The 16207-nt window shown below is 72.5% G+C and carries 16 protein-coding genes; 2 read left to right on the top strand and 14 right to left on the bottom strand.

Annotated elements, in window-relative coordinates; genetic code table 11:
• Positions 1–48 precede the first annotated feature (48 nt).
• A complete protein-coding gene (locus ACFY2K_RS25285) occupies positions 49–867 on the bottom strand; it encodes an SDR family NAD(P)-dependent oxidoreductase (RefSeq protein WP_387714231.1) in 819 nt (272 codons plus the stop codon).
• A 285-nt stretch (positions 868–1152) separates the two neighbouring features.
• Here ACFY2K_RS25285 and ACFY2K_RS25280 point away from each other — a divergent pair, with 285 nt between their 5' ends.
• The gene (locus ACFY2K_RS25280; protein ID WP_375890902.1) at positions 1153–2022 is read left to right on the top strand and encodes a 3-hydroxybutyryl-CoA dehydrogenase; all 870 of its coding nucleotides are present in this window, start codon (positions 1153–1155) and stop codon (positions 2020–2022) included.
• 76 nt (positions 2023–2098) lie between these two features.
• On the opposite strand, the gene ACFY2K_RS25275 is transcribed toward ACFY2K_RS25280, so the two are convergent.
• From ACFY2K_RS25275 to infC, 12 genes are all read right to left on the bottom strand, one after another.
• Entirely contained in the window at positions 2099–3184 is a 1086-nt protein-coding gene (locus tag ACFY2K_RS25275) for a sugar ABC transporter substrate-binding protein (RefSeq protein WP_380644500.1), read from the bottom strand.
• Positions 3185–3448: 264 nt separating this feature from the next.
• The gene (locus ACFY2K_RS25270; RefSeq protein WP_380592482.1) at positions 3449–4291 is read right to left on the bottom strand and encodes a chitosanase; all 843 of its coding nucleotides are present in this window, start codon (positions 4289–4291) and stop codon (positions 3449–3451) included.
• 119 nt (positions 4292–4410) lie between these two features.
• A complete protein-coding gene (locus ACFY2K_RS25265; protein ID WP_387714226.1) occupies positions 4411–5376 on the bottom strand; it encodes a hypothetical protein in 966 nt (321 codons plus the stop codon).
• A complete protein-coding gene (locus ACFY2K_RS25260; RefSeq protein WP_375890895.1) occupies positions 5373–6299 on the bottom strand; it encodes an ATP-binding cassette domain-containing protein in 927 nt (308 codons plus the stop codon). The genes ACFY2K_RS25265 and ACFY2K_RS25260 overlap by 4 nt, the downstream gene beginning before the upstream one ends.
• Positions 6296–6733, bottom strand: a complete 438-nt coding sequence (locus ACFY2K_RS25255; RefSeq protein WP_380528959.1) for a GntR family transcriptional regulator — start codon at positions 6731–6733, stop codon at positions 6296–6298. The genes ACFY2K_RS25260 and ACFY2K_RS25255 overlap by 4 nt, the downstream gene beginning before the upstream one ends.
• Positions 6734–6843: 110 nt before the next feature.
• The gene (pheT, locus tag ACFY2K_RS25250) at positions 6844–9345 is read right to left on the bottom strand and encodes a phenylalanine--tRNA ligase subunit beta (protein WP_380592486.1); all 2502 of its coding nucleotides are present in this window, start codon (positions 9343–9345) and stop codon (positions 6844–6846) included.
• Complete coding sequence (gene pheS, locus ACFY2K_RS25245) at positions 9345–10466, bottom strand: phenylalanine--tRNA ligase subunit alpha (protein ID WP_375890889.1); 1122 nt, start codon at positions 10464–10466, stop codon at positions 9345–9347. The genes pheT and pheS overlap by 1 nt, the downstream gene beginning before the upstream one ends.
• A 223-nt stretch (positions 10467–10689) precedes the next feature.
• On the bottom strand, positions 10690–11793 hold the full coding sequence (locus ACFY2K_RS25240; protein ID WP_375890888.1) for an ATP-binding protein: 1104 nt from the start codon (positions 11791–11793) through the stop codon (positions 10690–10692).
• A 115-nt stretch (positions 11794–11908) separates the two neighbouring features.
• A complete protein-coding gene (locus ACFY2K_RS25235; protein ID WP_380528955.1) occupies positions 11909–12775 on the bottom strand; it encodes a TrmH family RNA methyltransferase in 867 nt (288 codons plus the stop codon).
• A gap of 125 nt (positions 12776–12900) precedes the next feature.
• Positions 12901–13296: a 50S ribosomal protein L20 gene (gene rplT, locus ACFY2K_RS25230; protein ID WP_030055649.1), complete on the bottom strand. Its 396-nt coding sequence runs from the start codon at positions 13294–13296 to the stop codon at positions 12901–12903.
• 109 nt (positions 13297–13405) lie between these two features.
• The gene (rpmI, locus tag ACFY2K_RS25225) at positions 13406–13600 is read right to left on the bottom strand and encodes a 50S ribosomal protein L35 (protein WP_030055648.1); all 195 of its coding nucleotides are present in this window, start codon (positions 13598–13600) and stop codon (positions 13406–13408) included.
• A 137-nt stretch (positions 13601–13737) separates the two neighbouring features.
• Complete coding sequence (infC, locus tag ACFY2K_RS25220) at positions 13738–14487, bottom strand: translation initiation factor IF-3 (protein ID WP_380528973.1); 750 nt, start codon at positions 14485–14487, stop codon at positions 13738–13740.
• A 499-nt stretch (positions 14488–14986) separates the two neighbouring features.
• Here infC and ACFY2K_RS25215 point away from each other — a divergent pair, with 499 nt between their 5' ends.
• The gene (locus tag ACFY2K_RS25215; protein WP_360230223.1) at positions 14987–15364 is read left to right on the top strand and encodes a DUF1844 domain-containing protein; all 378 of its coding nucleotides are present in this window, start codon (positions 14987–14989) and stop codon (positions 15362–15364) included.
• A gap of 61 nt (positions 15365–15425) precedes the next feature.
• Here ACFY2K_RS25215 and ACFY2K_RS25210 read toward each other — a convergent pair whose 3' ends face one another.
• Complete coding sequence (locus ACFY2K_RS25210; protein WP_375890885.1) at positions 15426–16199, bottom strand: SseB family protein; 774 nt, start codon at positions 16197–16199, stop codon at positions 15426–15428.
• Positions 16200–16207: the final 8 nt, after the last annotated feature.

The raw sequence follows: 16207 nt of genomic DNA, 5'->3' as shown, positions 1-16207 counted from the left end.
GCCCCGACCGGAACTCCCCGCCCCCGACTGAGCTCCCGCCGAAGCCGGTCAGGCCATCGGGTCGTCGTCCTTGTACGGGCGCAGCCGCAGCGTCCGGGCGTCCACCGCGCGGATCGCGTCGGCCTGTGCGACCAGCTCCGCCAGGTCGTCCCGCCCGGCGTGGATGAACCGCCCGTGCAGCGCGTCGAAGCGGCCGCGGGCGGCGTCCACGGTGACGGCGACCATGTACGGGATCGAGCCCCAGGCCTTCATGTCCCGGAACATCGGCATCCCCGCGGTCATGTCGGTGGCCACCGCGCCGGGGCTGATGTCGAGCACCACGACGTCGTGCTCGGCCAGCGTGTCCGCCATGTTGTCGGAGAGCTGGAGCAGCGCGCCCTTGGAGGTCGCGTACGCGGTGTAGCGGCCGTCCGGGCGCAGCGCGAAGCCGGAGTTGAGGTTGACCACCCGGCCGCTGCGGCGGGCGACCATGCCGGGCAGGACGCAGCGCAGCAGGTTGTAGGGGCCGCGCAGGTTGGTCTCGATCACCTGCCACCACTGGTTGGGGTCGGTCTCCCAGAGCGGCACCTCGGCGCGGTCGACCAGGCCGGCGTTGTTGACCAGCAGGTCGACCGGGCCGAGGTCGCGCTCGACCAGCCGGACGGCCTCCCGGACCGAGCCGGGGCGGCAGACGTCCGCGGTGACGGCGACGCCCCGGGAGCCGTGCTTGACGCACTCCTTGAGGGTGTCGGTCAGCGTCTCGTGGGTGCGGCCGACCAGGCCGACGGCCATGCCCTCGGCGGCCAGGCCGACGGCGATCTCGCGGCCGATGCCCCGGCCGCCGCCGGTGACCAGGGCGACCTGTCCTGTGAGCGATCCCGTCGGCACCGTGTGCTCCCTTCCCGTCCCCGGCCCCCGTCTGCGGCATTCTGTCCGGCGGCGGGCGGCGGCGGGCCCGGGCGCACCCGGCGGGCGGTGCGGCCTCACCCGATCGGGGGGCCGTCCGGGCTGGCACTGTGCCGGGGAGGGGGTGACCTACTGGCGAGTACGGAGTAGTAACGTCGTCGGGGCGGTGACCGGTGCACCCATTCCGGTACACCGACCCGTTGACCAGCGAGCTCGCTGGGCCACCAGTTCGCTGGGCGACCCCCAGCACCACCGAAGGGCAACTGAGTGAGTGACATCGCACGCGTCGGAGTAGTCGGCTGCGGTCTCATGGGGTCGGGCATCGCCGAGGTCTTCGCCCGGGCCGGACTGGACGTCCTGGTGTCGGAGGCCAGCGGTGAGGCGCTGGAGTTCGGCCGCACCCGGCTGACCAACTCCCTGGACACGGCGGTCAAGCGCGGCAAGCTGAGCCCCGAGCAGCGGGACGAGGCGCTGTCCCGGCTGTCCTTCACCACCGACCTGTCCGACTTCGCCGACCGCGACCTGGTGGTCGAGGCGGTCGCCGAGCGCGAGGACATCAAGGTCAAGATCTTCCAGACCCTGGACCAGGTCGTCGAGCGCCGGGACGCGATCCTGGCCTCCAACACCTCCTCGATCCCGATCGTGAAGCTGGCCGCCGCCACCTCCCGCCCGGAGCAGGTCATCGGCCTGCACTTCTTCAACCCGGCGCCGGTGCAGAAGCTGGTCGAGGTCATCCCGACCCTGACCACCTCGGCGACCACCACCGAGCGGGTCGAGGCCTTCGCCACCCAGGCCCTCGCCAAGGAGCCGATCCGGGCCCGCGACCGGGCCGGCTTCGTGGTCAACGCCCTGCTCGTGCCGTACCTGCTGTCCGCGGTGCGGATGTTCGAGTCGGGCGTGGCCACCGCCTCCGACATCGACAAGGGCATGGAGGCCGGCTGCGCCCACCCGATGGGCCCGCTGCGGCTGTGCGACCTGATCGGCCTGGACACCATCGTCTCGATCGCCGAATCGATGTACGACGAGTACAAGGAGCCGCTGTACGCCGCTCCCCCGCTGCTGTCCCGGATGGTCGACGCCGGCCTGCTGGGCCGCAAGTCCGGCCGCGGCTTCTACGACTACACCGCGAGCGCCTGAGCCCGGACGTGAGGGGCGGGCCCGTACCGGTCTCCGGTACGGGCCCGCCCCTTTTCCGGCCGCCCCGCGGCCCCCGCTACTTGACCCCGGCCTCCGCGCAGGCCTGGGCGTACTGCGGGGTGCAGATGTCGGACGCCTTGTAGAGCCCGCCGTCGACGACCGTCGCCTCCACCTTCGCCTTGGTCACCACGATCGGGGTGAGCAGCAGCGAGGGGATCTTCAACCCGCCGCTGTCGGTGAGCGTGGCGGCGGTGGTGCTGATGTCCATGCCCTCGGCCAGCTGGACGGCGATGCTGCCCGCCGCGTCCGTCTCGGGCTTGTACGGCTTGTAGATGGTGTACGCCTGCTCGCCGGTGAGCACCCGGCGGACGGCGTCGAGGGAGGCGTCCTGGCCGCCGACCGGCACGTTCTTGAGGCCCGCGGCCTTCAGGGCCTCGATGACGGCGGCGGCCATGCCGTCGTTCGCGGCGTAGACGGCCTGGATGCCGTTCTTCCCGAGGCTCTGGATGGCCTCGTTCGTCTTCGCGGTGGCCACGTCCGGCTTCCACTCGCCGGACTGCTCGTAGGCGATCTTGACCCGGCCGTCCAGCGCGAGGTGCGCGCCCGCCTTGAACTGCGCGGCGTTGGGGTCGGACTCGGCGCCGTCGATCATCACGACGTTGGCCGAGGAGGCCTTCGGGCCGAGCGCGTCGAGCAGGGACTGGCCCTGGAGCTGACCGGTCTGCTGGTTGTCGAAGGAGACGTACGCGGCGACCTTGCCCTGGGCCAGCCGGTCGTAGGCGACGACCTTCACGCCCTTGGCGTTGGCGGCGTCCACCCACGGTCCGGTGAGCTTGGCGTCGACCGGGTCGAGCAGGATGACCTTCACGCCCTTGGCGAGCAGGTCGTCGAACTGCTTCTTCTGGACGGTCGCGTCGCCTCCCGCGTTGGCGTAGCTCACCGTGCACTTGGTGCAGAGGCCCGTCACCGTCTGCTCGATCAGGGGCTTGTCGAACGCGTCGTACCGGGTGGAGGACGCGCTCTCCGGCAGCAGCAGCCCGATGCCCTCGCCGCCACCCCCGCTCCCGCCCGCCGCCGGCGCCTGTCCCGCCACCGTCTGGCCGCAGGCCGTGAGGGCGAGTGCGAGCGACACGGTGGCCGTGCCCGCGGCCGCGAGACGCATGGGTCTGATCATGATCGGTGGTGCCTCCTGTACTGCGCCGCAACCCTGCGGCAGGGGACGGAGTCAAGCGCCACCGGGCGAATGCGTCAATGCGGGAGGGATCGTTCGTTATGCCCCTGCTCGATTCGTTACGGGATGAACAGGACTTTCACAGTCCCTTGGGCTTTTCGCGGGGGGGGGGGGTGATCAAAACGGGGGTGATCGAAACGCCGAGGTGGCGGAAACCCGGGGAAACGGGTTCCCGCCACGGCGTCGGCCCGGGCGTCAGCTGTTGATGCTGTAGCTGTCGCCGTAGACCTTCCACTTGAGCGGCGGGTTGAGGTCGAAGTTCTTGGCGTTGAGGAACACCGACTGCTCGGTGTCGACCCGGCTGGTGTCGGAGTGCGCGGCCTCCTTCTTCATGACCACCTTGCGGGCGTCCAGGAAGGCCTTGAGGTAGGTGGCCTCGTCGCCGCCCTGGGCGGGCGTCCTCGCCTTCTTCATCGCGGCCGCGCGGATGCCCCCGAAGCTGTCGGAGCTGTTGCCGGGGCCGTGCATCACGATGGCGTCGTAGTAGGCGAACTGGCCGAGCGCGCGCAGGCCGTCGGCCTTGGCCTGGTTGACGGCGGGGTTGAAGTACACCCGGTCGCGCTCGTCGTTCTGGGCCTGCTGGAAGGTCTGGTCCTTGGCGGCGGCGGCCCAGTCCTTGACGAAGGCGTCGCCGAGGCCGGAGTGCGAGGCGCTGCCGTTGACCTTCTTCAGCGCGGGCAGGTACTTGGCGAGGACGTTGCCGGGCTTGAGGTCGGTGTAGTGCTGGACCAGGTCCAGCATGTCGCCGGTGCCGGAACAGAAGCCGATGATGCCGGCGGTGTAGCCGCGGCCGTCACCGATGTCCTCGATGTACTTGTACTGGGCCTTCCAGTCCAGCGAGGAGTTCTCCGCACTGGACACCAGCTGCATCGCGATGTCCTTCTTGTGCGGGTCGTCGAGGCCGACGCCCTTGAGCTGGACGGAGGCCGCGGCCGCGGGGGCGGCCTGGGCGGCCGAGGCGGCCGCGACGGTGAGGGGCGCGGCCACCAGGGCGGCGGCGAGGGCTATGTGGAGGGCGCGACGGGGCTGAGGACGCATGGGACGCTCCGGTTCCTCGATCGGTTAGGAAAGCTTCCTAACGAGAAGGAAACGCCCGGAACCGCCGCCGCCGCAAGGGTTTTGACGAAAACACTTCAAACAATCAAGGACGGCGCAGGTCAGACCGCCCGCCGCCGCACCCACCAGACCGCCGCCGCGCACAGCGCCACCGCGAGCAGGGTCGTCCAGCCGAACTCGATCCACTGGAACGGCCAGAACCGGTCCGCCGGTTGGTACACCTCGTGCATGGTGTACCCGCCGTCGTGCACCAGGGACTGGAGGTGGGCGTAGTCGCCGCCGAGGTTGTAGAAGTCCGCCTCGGAGAGCCGGTTCCCGGCCGGGTCCGAGTACCAGACGCTCAGCACCCAGCGGTCGTCCACCGCGAGGGACGTCATGGCGCGCACCGGCTCGTCCAACGGGGCCATGTAGTGCGAGCGCACGGCCACGGCGAGGAACGGCAGGGCGACCGAGGCCGCCAGACCCAGGCCCACCGCGAGCACGGTGCGGCGCAGCACCGCGCCGGCCAGCGCCGCGACCCCGAAGGCCACCAGCACCCGCCCGACCAGCACCGGCGACGCCTGCACGAAGAGGTCCGGGTGGAACTGTCCGCCCAGCAGCTCCAGCGGTGCGTTCCACCAGCGCAGCACCAGCCCGAACAGCGCCGCCACCACGGCCAGCACCGCGCCGCCCAGCACCAGGCCGCCCGCCGTCCAGCGGGTCCGCCCGGCCCCCTGGGTCCAGGCGAAGCGCACCGTGCCGTGCTCGAACTCCCGCGCCAGCAGCGGGCCGCCGAGGAAGGCACCGAACATGCCGCCCAGGACGTAGGACACGTTGCCGAGCATCGGCATGGTGTCGGCGTACTGGTGCAGGAACCGCTTGAACGTGGCCGCGCAGGCGGTGGTGGTCGGATCGCAGGAGCCCGCGCCGGTGCGGTCCAGGCCGTCGTGCAAGTACCAGCCGTGCAGCAACAGGGCGACGGAGACCACGCCCATCACCGCGAGCAGGGTCAGCAACGCGGGCCGGTGGCGCAGCCCGGCGGCCCGCAGCACGGCGGAGCGGGGCGGGGCGAGGGTGGTGGCGCTCATGACGGTACCTTCTGGTTCGTGCGGACGGCCCCGCGCGGGCCGGGCAGCGCGGAGGCGGTCGGCTCGCGCAGGTAGGCGAGCACCAACTCCTCCAGGCCGATGCGCTGTTGGCGCCAGCCGGCGGAGACCGGCGCGTCCGGGCCGCCGGTGCGCACCAGCAGGTGGGACTGGGCGCCGGCCCGGCGGTCGCGGACCACCGGCAGCCGTTCGGCGACCGCGTCGGCCTCGGCGGTGGGGCCGGTGAGCATCCGGTGGCCGCCGACCAGGTCGTCCACCTCCCCGGACACCTGGACCCGGCCGCCGGTCAGCACCACCAGGTAGTCGCAGCTCTGCTCCAGCTCGTTGACGGCGTGCGAGGAGAACAGCACCGAGAGGCCGTCCTCGGCCACCGCGGTCAGCAGCACGGCCATGAAGTCGTGCCGGGCGAGCGGGTCGAGCGCGGCCAACGGCTCGTCCAGGAGCAGCAGTTCTGGCCGTTTGGCGAGGGCCAGGGCGAGCGAGACCTGCGCCTGCTGGCCGCCGGAGAGCCGGCCGTACTTGCGGTCCATCGGGATGCCGAGGCCGTCCAGGTGAGTGCGCGCCCGGGCGTCGTCCCAGCGCCGGTTGAGGTGGCGGCCCATCGCGAGCAGATCGCGCACGGGCAGGCCGGGGTAGAGCGCGGCGTTCTGGGCGACGAAGCCGATCCGGTCCAAGGCCCTTGGCGAGCCGGGGAGTTGGTCGCCGAGGACGGTCATCGCGCCCTCGCTCGGCAGGGTCAGCCCGGCGGCCAGGCTGAGCAGGGTCGTCTTGCCGGCGCCGTTCGGGCCGACCAGCGCGACCACGTGCCCGGCCGGGACGGCCAGGTGGCAGTCCCGCAGCGCCCAGGAGCGGCGGTAGCGCTTGCCGATCCCGCCGCAGTCGATCACGGTGTCCGCGGCCGTCACGCCACCACCCCGTCCCGGCCCTCGCGCAGGTCGCGCAGCGCGTCCTCGAACACCGCGACCATCCCCCCTTCGTCCAGCCCGGCGGTCCGCGCCGAGCGCATCCAGTCCAGCAGCCCCCGCCGCAGCGCGGCCCGTTCGCGCAGCGGCACCACTCCGGCGGGCAGCCCGCGCACGAAGGTGCCCTGGCCGCGCCGTCCGACCGCCAGGCCGCGGTGCTCCAGCTCCCGGTAGGCCTTGAGCACGGTGTTGGGGTTGATCGCCAGCCCGGCGACCACCTCACGCACCCGGGGCAGCTGGTCCCCCTCCGTCAACCAGCCCATCCGCAGCGCCTGTTCGACCTGCTGCACGAGTTGCAGGTAGGTCGGGACGCCGGAGGCCGGGTCCAGGCGGAACTCGATCGGAGAGGGCTGGTCAGCGCCTTTATCTAGTTCCATAGGTAAAGAGATAAACGACCGGATGACAGGCCGTCAACCCAAGGAAACGCAAAGGGCCCCGTCCGGACCGAAACGGTCCGGACGGGGCCCTGTCAGGCCCTGGCGGCGGATCAGGCGCCGCGCAGCACCGCGCCGGTGCGGGTGACGGCCTCGGCGACGGCCGCCTCGCGGGCGGCGGTGGCCTCGTCGGCGGTCAGGGTGCGGTCGGCCGCGCGGAAGCGCAGCGCGTAGGCCAGCGACTTCTTGCCCTCGCCGACCTGCTCGCCGGTGAACACGTCGAACAGCCGGATGGCCTCCAGCAGTTCGCCCGCACCCGAACGCAGCGCGGCCTCGACCTCGGCGGCCGGGACGGCGGTGTCGACGATCAGCGCGACGTCCTGGGTGGCCACCGGGAAGCCGGAGACCGCCGGGCCGTCGACCTTCGCCGGGCCGTCGGCCGTCAGCAGGTCGATGTCGAGCTCCATCGCCGCCGTACGGGCCGGCAGGCCCAGCGACTTGACCACCCGCGGGTGCAGCTCACCCGCGTGACCGACCACCCGGTCGGTGCCGGCCACGACCAGCTCGGCGCAGCGGCCCGGGTGCCAGGGCGCCAGCTGGCCCTGGCGGACGGTCAGCTCGACGCCGGCCGCGCGGGCCACCGTACGGGCCGCCTCGACGGCGTCCGCCCAGGAGGCCTGGTCGCCCTTGCCCCACCAGCCGGACGGCAGCCGCTCGCCCGCGAGGGCGACGGCGACCCGGCGCGGCTGGTCCGGCAGCGCGGCGTCCAGCTCGGCCAGCTCGGCGTCGCTCGGCCGGCGGTCGACGGCCGGGCGCGGGGCCACCGAGAGCTCGTCCTTGGGCAGGAACACCGTGCCGGTCTCGAAGACCGCCAGGTCGGTGTTGCCCCGGCCGATGTTGCGGCGCAGCGTGCCGAGCAGGCCCGGCAGCATCGTGGTGCGCAGCGACGGTTCCTCGTCGTTGAGCGGGTTGACCAGCTTGACCGTACGGCGGCGGCGGTCCTCCGGCTCCAGGCCGAGCGCCTCGAAGGCGGCCTCGCCGAGGAACGGGTAGTTGTTGACCTCCACGTAGCCGGCCCCGGCCAGCGCCACGCCGATCCGGCGGTGCACCCGCTGGGCCTCGGTCAGGCCCTTGCCCGGCGGGACGTTCGGCATCCGGGCGGGGACGTTGTCGTACCCCTCCAGCCGGATGACCTCCTCGGCGAGGTCGTACGGGTCGGTGAGGTCGGGCCGCCAGGTCGGCGGGGTGACCTCCAGGACGTCGGCACCCGAGACCGAGCAGCCGATCTCCTGCAGCCGCCGGGTGACGCTCTCGCGGCCGTACACCGTCCCGGCGACCCGGTCCGGCAGGTCGGCGGCGATGGTGATGGTGCGCAGCGGGTGCGGGGCCGCGATGTCGGTGACCCCGGCCTCCGCGGTGCCGCCGGCGATCAGCACCAGCAGGTCGACGGCGCGCTGCGCGGCGGCGCGGGTGGCCTCCGGGTCGACGCCGCGCTCGAAGCGCTTGGACGCCTCGGAGGGCAGCTTGTGCCGCTTGGCGGTGCGGGCGATGGAGACCGGGTCGAAGTGCGCGGCCTCGATGATCACCTCGGTGGTGCCCGGGCCGGCGGCCGGGTCGAGGATCTCGGTGGAGGCGCCGCCCATGACCCCGGCCAGGCCGATCGGGCCGCTGGTGTCGCAGATCAGCAGGTCCTCGGCGGCGAGCTTGCGCTCGACCCCGTCGAGGGTGGTGAGGAGCTCGCCCTCGGCCGCCCGGCGGACCGTGATCGGGCCGGTCACGCGCTGCTTGTCGTAGGCGTGCAGCGGCTGGCCGACCTCCAGCATCACGTAGTTGGTGATGTCGACGGTCAGCGAGATCGGGCGGATGCCCGCCTTCTGGAGGCGGCGCTGCAGCCAGATCGGGGACTTGGCGGTCGGGTCGACGCCGACGACCGTGCGGGCCACGAAGCGGTCGCAGCCGGCCGGGTCGTTGACCTTGACCAGGTAGCCGAAGGAGTTGGCCGGCGGCACGTCGAGCAGCGCCGGGTCGGCCAGCGGCAGCCCGTACGCGGCGGCGGCCTCCCGGGCCACGCCGCGCATCGACAGGCAGTAGCCGCGGTCCGGGGTGACGGCGATGTCCAGCACGTCGTCGACCAGCTGGAGCAGCTCGATGGCGTCCGTGCCGGGCTCGTACTCCGGCGGGAGCACGATGATGCCGTTGTGGTCGTCGCCCATGCCCAGCTCGCGGGCGGAGCAGATCATGCCGGCCGAGGTCTGGCCGTAGGTCTTGCGGGCCGCGATCGGGAACGGGCCGGGCAGCACGGCGCCGGGGAGCACGACGACGACCTTGTCGCCGACGGCGAAGTTGGTCGCGCCGCAGACGATCTCCTGCGGCTCACCGGTGCCGTTGGCGTCGCCGACGTTGACGAAGCAGTGCCGGATCGGCTTCTTGAAGCCGGACAGCTCCTCGATGGAGAGCACCTCGCCGACCACCAGCGGGCCCTTGAGGTCGGCGCCGATCTGCTCGACGGTCTCGACCTCCAGGCCGGCCCGGACCAGGCGCTCGGCCACGTCACGGCCGGTCTCGCCGGCCGGAAGGTCGACGTACTCGCGCAGCCAGGAAAGCGGGACGCGCATCAGATCTCCATCCCGAACGGGAGGGTGAAGCGCACGTCACCCTCGACCATGTCGCGCATGTCGGCGACGTTGTGACGATTCATCAGGATCCGCTCCAGGCCCAGGCCGAAGGCGAACCCGCTGTAGCGGTTCGGGTCCACGCCGCAGGCGACCAGCACCCGCGGGTTGACCACGCCGCAGCCGCCGAGCTCGATCCAGCCCTCGGAGGAGCAGGTGCGGCACGGGCGGTCCGGGTTGCCGACGCTCTCGCCGCGGCACACGAAGCACTGCAGGTCGATCTCGGCGCTCGGCTCGGTGAACGGGAAGTACGAGGGGCGCCAGCGCAGTTCCAGGCCGCCGCCGATCAGCTTCTCGACCAGCACCTCGATGGTGCCCTTGAGGTCGGCGAAGGTGATGCCCTCGTCGACGGCGAGGCCCTCGACCTGCCGGAACACCGGGGTGTGGGTGGCGTCCAGCTCGTCCGTCCGGTAGACCCGGCCGGGGCAGACCACGTAGACCGGGGGCTCGCGGTCGAGCAGGGTGCGGGCCTGGACCGGGGAGGTCTGGGTGCGCAGCACCACGCCGGAGTCGGCGGAGCCGTCCGGGGCCTGCACGAAGAAGGTGTCCTGCATCGAGCGGGCCGGGTGGTCCGGGCCCAGGTTGAGGGCGTCGAAGTTCAGCCACTCGGCCTCGACCTCGGGGCCCTCGGCCACCTGGTAGCCCATCGCGACGAAGGTGTCCTCGATGCGCTCGGCCAGCGTGGTCAGCGGGTGCCGGGCGCCGCGCGGTGCGCGGTCGTACGGCAGCGTGACGTCCACCGCCTCCTCGACCAGCACGCGGGCGTCCCGCTCCGCCTCCAGCTCCGCCTGCCGCTTGGCCAGCGCCTGGTTGACGGCGCCGCGGGCCTGGCCGATCAGCTTGCCTGCGGCGGCCTTGGCGTGCGGCGGGAGGGCGCCGATCTCGCGGTTGGCGAGCGAGAGCGCGGAACGGTCGCCGGTGTGGGCGACCTTCGCCTGCTTCAGCTCGTCCAGGGAGCCGGCGGCGGCGAAGGCGGCGATCGCCTCGTCGCGCGCCTGCTCCACCACCTCGGGCTTGAGGGCCTCGACCTCGACCGGGTCGTACGACTTGTTGGGTGCCGACATCTCTATCTTCCCGTGCTCCTGCTCGTCCGTGCTCAGGTGTGTGGGCTCGCCTTCGCGTCACGCCCGGCGGGGCCGGGGCGCGGGCAGCCGTTCTCCGTGCTCACGGGGAGTGGTGTCCACGGCACAGCCGCACAGGGCGTTGCGCAACGCCAAAGGTCGAGTGTAGTCGCAGCGCGTAGCGCGACTGCCGTCAAGCCCGCCCGGGGCCGACCTCAGGGGCTGCTCAGAGCATGAAGTCGGGGATGCCGGCGGGCAGGATAAATCGGAACCTGGCCCCGCCGCCGGGGGCGCGGTCGACCCGGATCGAGCCGCCGTGGGCCTCCACGACGCCCTTGACGATGTAGAGCCCCAGGCCGGTGCCACCGCGCTTGGAGCCCCGCCAGAAGCGGGTGAAGACGCGCGGCATCGACTCCTCGGGGATGCCGCTTCCTTCGTCGCTCACGGTGACCGCGGTGCCTTCCACGATGCGGGGAGGGGTGCCGGAGCGCTCCCAGACGGGCGCCTCGACGACCTCCTTGGCCGGTGCCACCTCGATGGTGACAGTTCCCTCGCCGTGCCGCACCGCGTTTTCCAGCAGGTTCCCCAGCACCTGGTCGACCTTGTCCGGGTCCGCCCACAGCACGGTCAGCGGCTCGCTGATCCGGATGTCGAAGCGCTCCTCGGGGATCCCGGTGGCGACCTTGCGCTCGACGTGCCGGCGCACCGCGGCCGCCAGGTCGACGACCTGCTTGCGCAGCTCCAGCCGCCCGGCGTCGATCCGGGAGATGTCCAGCAGCTCGGCGATCAGCCGGGTGACCCGGTCCGCGTCGGCGTCCACCGTCTCCAGCATCAGCCGCTTCTGCCCGTCGGTGAACCGTTCCCACTTGGCCAGCAGCGTCGCCGTGAAGCCCTTGACGCTGGTCAGCGGGGAGCGCAGCTCGTGCGCGACGGTGGCGATCAGCTCGGCGTGGCTGCGCTCGGTGCGGCGCCGGGCCTCGGTCCCGCGCAGGGCGATCACCAGGCGCTCCAGCGGCCCCTGGGGCACCGCCCGGACGTACCGGGCGGAGACCAGCACCTCGCGGCCGCCGGGCAGCAGCAGGTTGCGCTCGGGCTGGCGGGTACGGATCGCCAGGCCGCCGTACGGGTCGGTCAGCTGCCACCAGCGGCGGCCGTCCAGGTCCTCCAGCGGCAGGACGTCCTCCAGCGCGCTGCCCAGCGCGGCGTCCGGGAGCACGCCGGTGAGCCGGGCCGCGGCCCGGTTGAAGCGAACCACCCGGCCCAGCGCGTCGGCGACCACCAGGCCGTCCGGCAGGTCGTCCGGGTCGAGCTCGGGTCCGCTGCCGACCATGGGTTGCCTCCCCGATTACCCACCGTGCCGTTCCCCCCACCGAGGCAGACCCTAGCGCCTCCCAGGCCCCCGTAGTAGGGCTTGCAACGTGAGAACGCCGCGCGCCCGGGGCAGATCAGCCGTTCGAGCGGCAGCCGCCGGGCGACCGCTGGGCCCGGGCCGAGGCGTACAGGCAGACGGCCGCGGCGGTGGCCAGGTTGAGGCTCTCGGCGTGCCCGTGGATCGGGACGCGCACGACCTCGTCGGTGAGCGCGCGGGTCTCCTCCGGGAGCCCCCACGCCTCGTTGCCGAACACCCACGCGCCGGGCGCGCCCAGCGTGCCCTCGTCCAGCTCCCGGTCCAGGTCGCGCTCCCCCGCGCCGTCCGCGGCGAGCACCCGGATCCCGGCCGCGCGCAGCTGCCCGACCGCCTCCTCGACCGGCACGCCGACCGCCACCGGCAGGTGGAACAGGCTGCCGACGGAGGCCCGGACGGCCTTGGGGTTGTACAGGTCCACCGAGGCGTCGGTGAGCACCACGGCGTCCGCGCCGGCCGCGTCGGCGGTGCGCAGCACCGTCCCGGCGTTCCCGGGGTCGCGCACGTGGGCGAGGATCGCCACCAGCTTCGGCCGGGCCGCCAGGACCTCGGCGAACGGGGTGTCGATGAAGCGGCAGAGCGCCACGATCCCCTGCGGGGTCACCGTGTCGCAGATGTCGGCGATCACCTCGTCGGTGGCGGTCAGCACCGGCACCCCCTCGGCCAGGGCCGCCTCGACGATGTCCGCGTGCCGCTCGGCGGCCTCCAGGCCCACGTACACCTCGACCACGGCGTGCTCGTCCGTCCCCGGCAGCCGGCCGAACCCGACGGCCTCCCGGACGGCCTGCGGGCCCTCGGCCAGGAAGCGGCGCTCCTTGGTGCGCTGGTTCCGCTTGGCGAGCCGGCGGGCGGCGACGACGCGCGGCGAGCGCAGGGAGGTGAGCAGGGGGGTCTCGGTGGTCGACATGGTCTCGTTCTCTGGGGGCGCCGTCGGCTGACGGAGGCTGACGGAGGCTGGAGGTGGGGGGAACGCAGAACCGGACCCGCAGGAGAGCCTGCGGGTCCGGTCAGAGCTCAACCGATCTCGGAAGATCAGGCGGCGTCGGCGGCAGCCTTCGGGGCGTTCACGTCGGCCGGCAGCGCCTTCTGGGCGACCTCGACCAGGGAGGCGAACGCACCCGGGTCGTTGACGGCCAGGTCGGCCAGCATCTTGCGGTCGATCTCGACGCTGGCGGCCTTGAGGCCCTGCACGAAGCGGTTGTAGGTGATGCCGTTGGCACGGGCCGCAGCGTTGATGCGCTGGATCCACAGCTGACGGAAGTCGCCCTTGCGCTTCTTGCGGTCGTTGAAGTTGTAGACCAGCGAGTGGGTGACCTGCTCCTTGGCCTTGCGGTACAGGCGCGAGCGCTGGCCACGGTAGCCGCTGGCGCGCTCCAGGATGACCCGGCGCTTCTTGTGGGCGTTGACTGCCCGCTTGACGCGTGCCACTTGATTACTCCTTGGGTTGGACCACGGACTACTTCACGTGGTCCGTCATTCGAATGGGTCGGGAAGGATCAGCTGCCCCGCACACGGCTCGCACCGGGCGGGAGGGCGATCACTTGCCGAGAAGCTTCTTGATCTTCTTGGCGTCAGCGGGGGCCAGCTCGACGGTCCCGGCCAGCTTGCGGGTCAGCGTCGAGGGCTTGTGCTCCAGGAGGTGGCGGCGGCCGGCGCGCTCGCGCAGCACCTTGCCAGAGCCACTGATCTTGAAGCGCTTGCTGGCGCCACTGTGCGTCTTCTGCTTCGGCATTTCGCCGTATCTCCTCGTCAGTCCCGTCCACGCCCGCGCGACCTGCGCCGCGCGGGCGTGAACTGGATGGATCTGTGGTGACCGGGCGGGACGCCCCGTCACCCTGGGGGCCGAACCCGGACAGTGAGCCTTGCGGCTCAGGCGCCCTGGGAAGCGGCCGGCTGCTCGACCGGGGCCTCGGCCTCGGCGGCCGGCTCCTCGGCCGGGGCGTCCTGCGCCTCGGTCTCGGCGTCCTCGACCTCGGCGTCGTCGGCCAGCAGGTCGTCGGCCAGCAGGTCGTCGTCGTCCGCGGCGGCGTCGGAGCCGGGGGTCCGGCCCAGTCGCTCGGCCTTGCGGGCGTCCGCGAGGGCGCGGGCCTCGGCCATCGCCTCGGTCTTCTTCTTGTGCGGGCCAAGAACCATGATCATGTTCCGGCCGTCCTGCTTCGGCGAGGACTCGACGAAGCCCAGGTCCTGGACGTCGTCGGCGAGCCGCTGCAGCAGACGGAAGCCCAGCTCGGGGCGGGACTGCTCACGACCACGGAACATGATCGTGATCTTGACCTTGTCGCCCTGCTTGAGGAACCGGACGACGTGACCCTTCTTGGTGTCATAGTCGTGCGGGTCGATCTTCGGCCGGAGCTTCATCTCCTTGATGACCGTGTGCGCCTGGTTCTTGCGCGCCTCACGGGCCTTCATGGCCGACTCGTACTTGAACTTGCCGTAGTCCATGAGCTTGCACACCGGCGGCCGGGCGGTCGCCGCGACCTCGACCAGGTCGAGGTCGTACTCCTGCGCGAGCTCCAGCGCCTTGGCAAGCGGCACGATGCCGACCTGCTCGCCGCTGGGACCGACGAGTCGCACCTCCGGAACGCGGATCCGGTCGTTGATGCGGGGCTCGGTGCTGATGGGGCCTCCTCGGTTGCACCTTCTGCGATGCGGCCGTCGGACGGCGGTCGCACGTAGTGGACTCGACCACTGGGCGGGGCTTCATTCGTGCTGCGCTGCCCGGTACCTCTCGGCACCGCGTGCACCGCGACACGAAAAAAGCCCCGCTCGGTGCAAGCGGGGCTCCACACATCCGGGGGCGGCATCCGGTGAGGGACGCTGCGGGCGACTCGGCGCCTCGGCGCCCGTCGCGGACCGGGACCCGTCGACCGCGAGGCCGATCGGGTGGGAGACTTTCGCGGTTGCCCTCTCGGGCCTCCTGGGTGGAGCCTCCACTTGCTGGCCAGGTGCCCATGAGGGAGCCCGGCCGGTCAGTCTCGAAGCTTACAGCGTCGCGCTGTCGAACGCTATTCCGCCCCCGCTCCGCCGGACTCCGGCGCGGCGCACTGCCCTCCCGGCGCGTTCCGGCCCCCTTGTACGCTCCACCTGTACCCACACCGCACGACGGAACGAGCCCCCCTTGAGCAGCGAGCCCACCCAGACCCCCGGCACGGACGACGACGCGATCGGCTTCGACGACCTCACCCGCGACATCGCCGAGGTCCCGGCGGTCGAGGTGATCACCACCGTCGCGGTGCACCTGATGAGCGCGGCCGCGGTCAAGTGCGGTCTGGCCGAGGGCGGCGAGAAGGACAAGGACCTCGACGAGGCCCGCAAGCTGATCACCGCCCTCGCCGGGCTGGTCACCGCCGGCGCCCCGGAGATCAGCAACTTCCACGCCGCCCCGCTGCGCGACGGGCTGCGCTCGCTCCAGCTGGCCTTCCGCGAGGCCTCGCTGGTGCCGGACGCGCCGGGCACCGGGCCGGGCGAGAAGTTCACCGGGCCGGTGTACTCCTGATCGAGATCACAAAGGCTGGCACCTACCAAATTTGGTAGGTGCCAGCCTTTGTGCGTCGTGCCTAGCGCCGGTACAGCGGCTCCCCCGGCAGCTGGGCGCTCGCGGGCAGCACCGCGAGGTCCAGCCCCCGGTCCAGCCGCACCCGCAGCACCGGATCCCCGGCCACCGCCCGGCCGACCCGCTGCGCGGCCTCCTGCAGCCCCGCCTGGTCCAGCGCCGGGTCGAACACCACCGCGAGCACCCCGTCCGAGTCCTCCGCCGGCGCCAGCACCCCGCCGGCCACCTCGGGCTCGGCCGCCAGCAGCGCCCGGACCGCCTCCCGCACGTCCGGGTCCCGGACCGGCGGCAGGTACGGCCGGTTCTCCGCCAGTGCCCGCAACCGGGCGCCCGACAGCAGGAACGGCACCGGCCCGGCCGGATCGATCACCAGGGTGTCGGCGCGCTCGGAGAAGGCGACCATCGCCGCCTGCGGGGCCGCGGTCGGCGCCGGGCGGGCATCGGCCCGCCAGCGGGCGAGCGCCGCCAGTGACGTGAAGGCCGGCAGCGCGCGGCGCCCGTCCGGGGCCTCCAGCACCGGGACGGCCATGTCACTGGACTTGTCGTGCTTGTGCCCGTGCTCGTCCACCTCGACCTCGCCCAGGACGGCCACGATCGGGACCATCAACCGGGTCGGGGTCAGTGCCGCCAGCACCTCGGGCTCCGCCGTACGGTCCTGCGACCAGCGGGCCAGCGCTGCCGTCAGGGCCGCGTCCGCCGTGCCGTCGTCGTCGGAGAAGCCGGGATTCGGGATGCTCTTGCCGACGAACGCCGGGTTGGAGAAGTCTTTGCGGTCCACCCCGCCGA

This window comes from Kitasatospora sp. NPDC001309, assembly GCF_042896295.1.
Classification (GTDB): domain Bacteria; phylum Actinomycetota; class Actinomycetes; order Streptomycetales; family Streptomycetaceae; genus Kitasatospora.
This window is presented reverse-complemented; position numbering and strand designations above follow the sequence as displayed.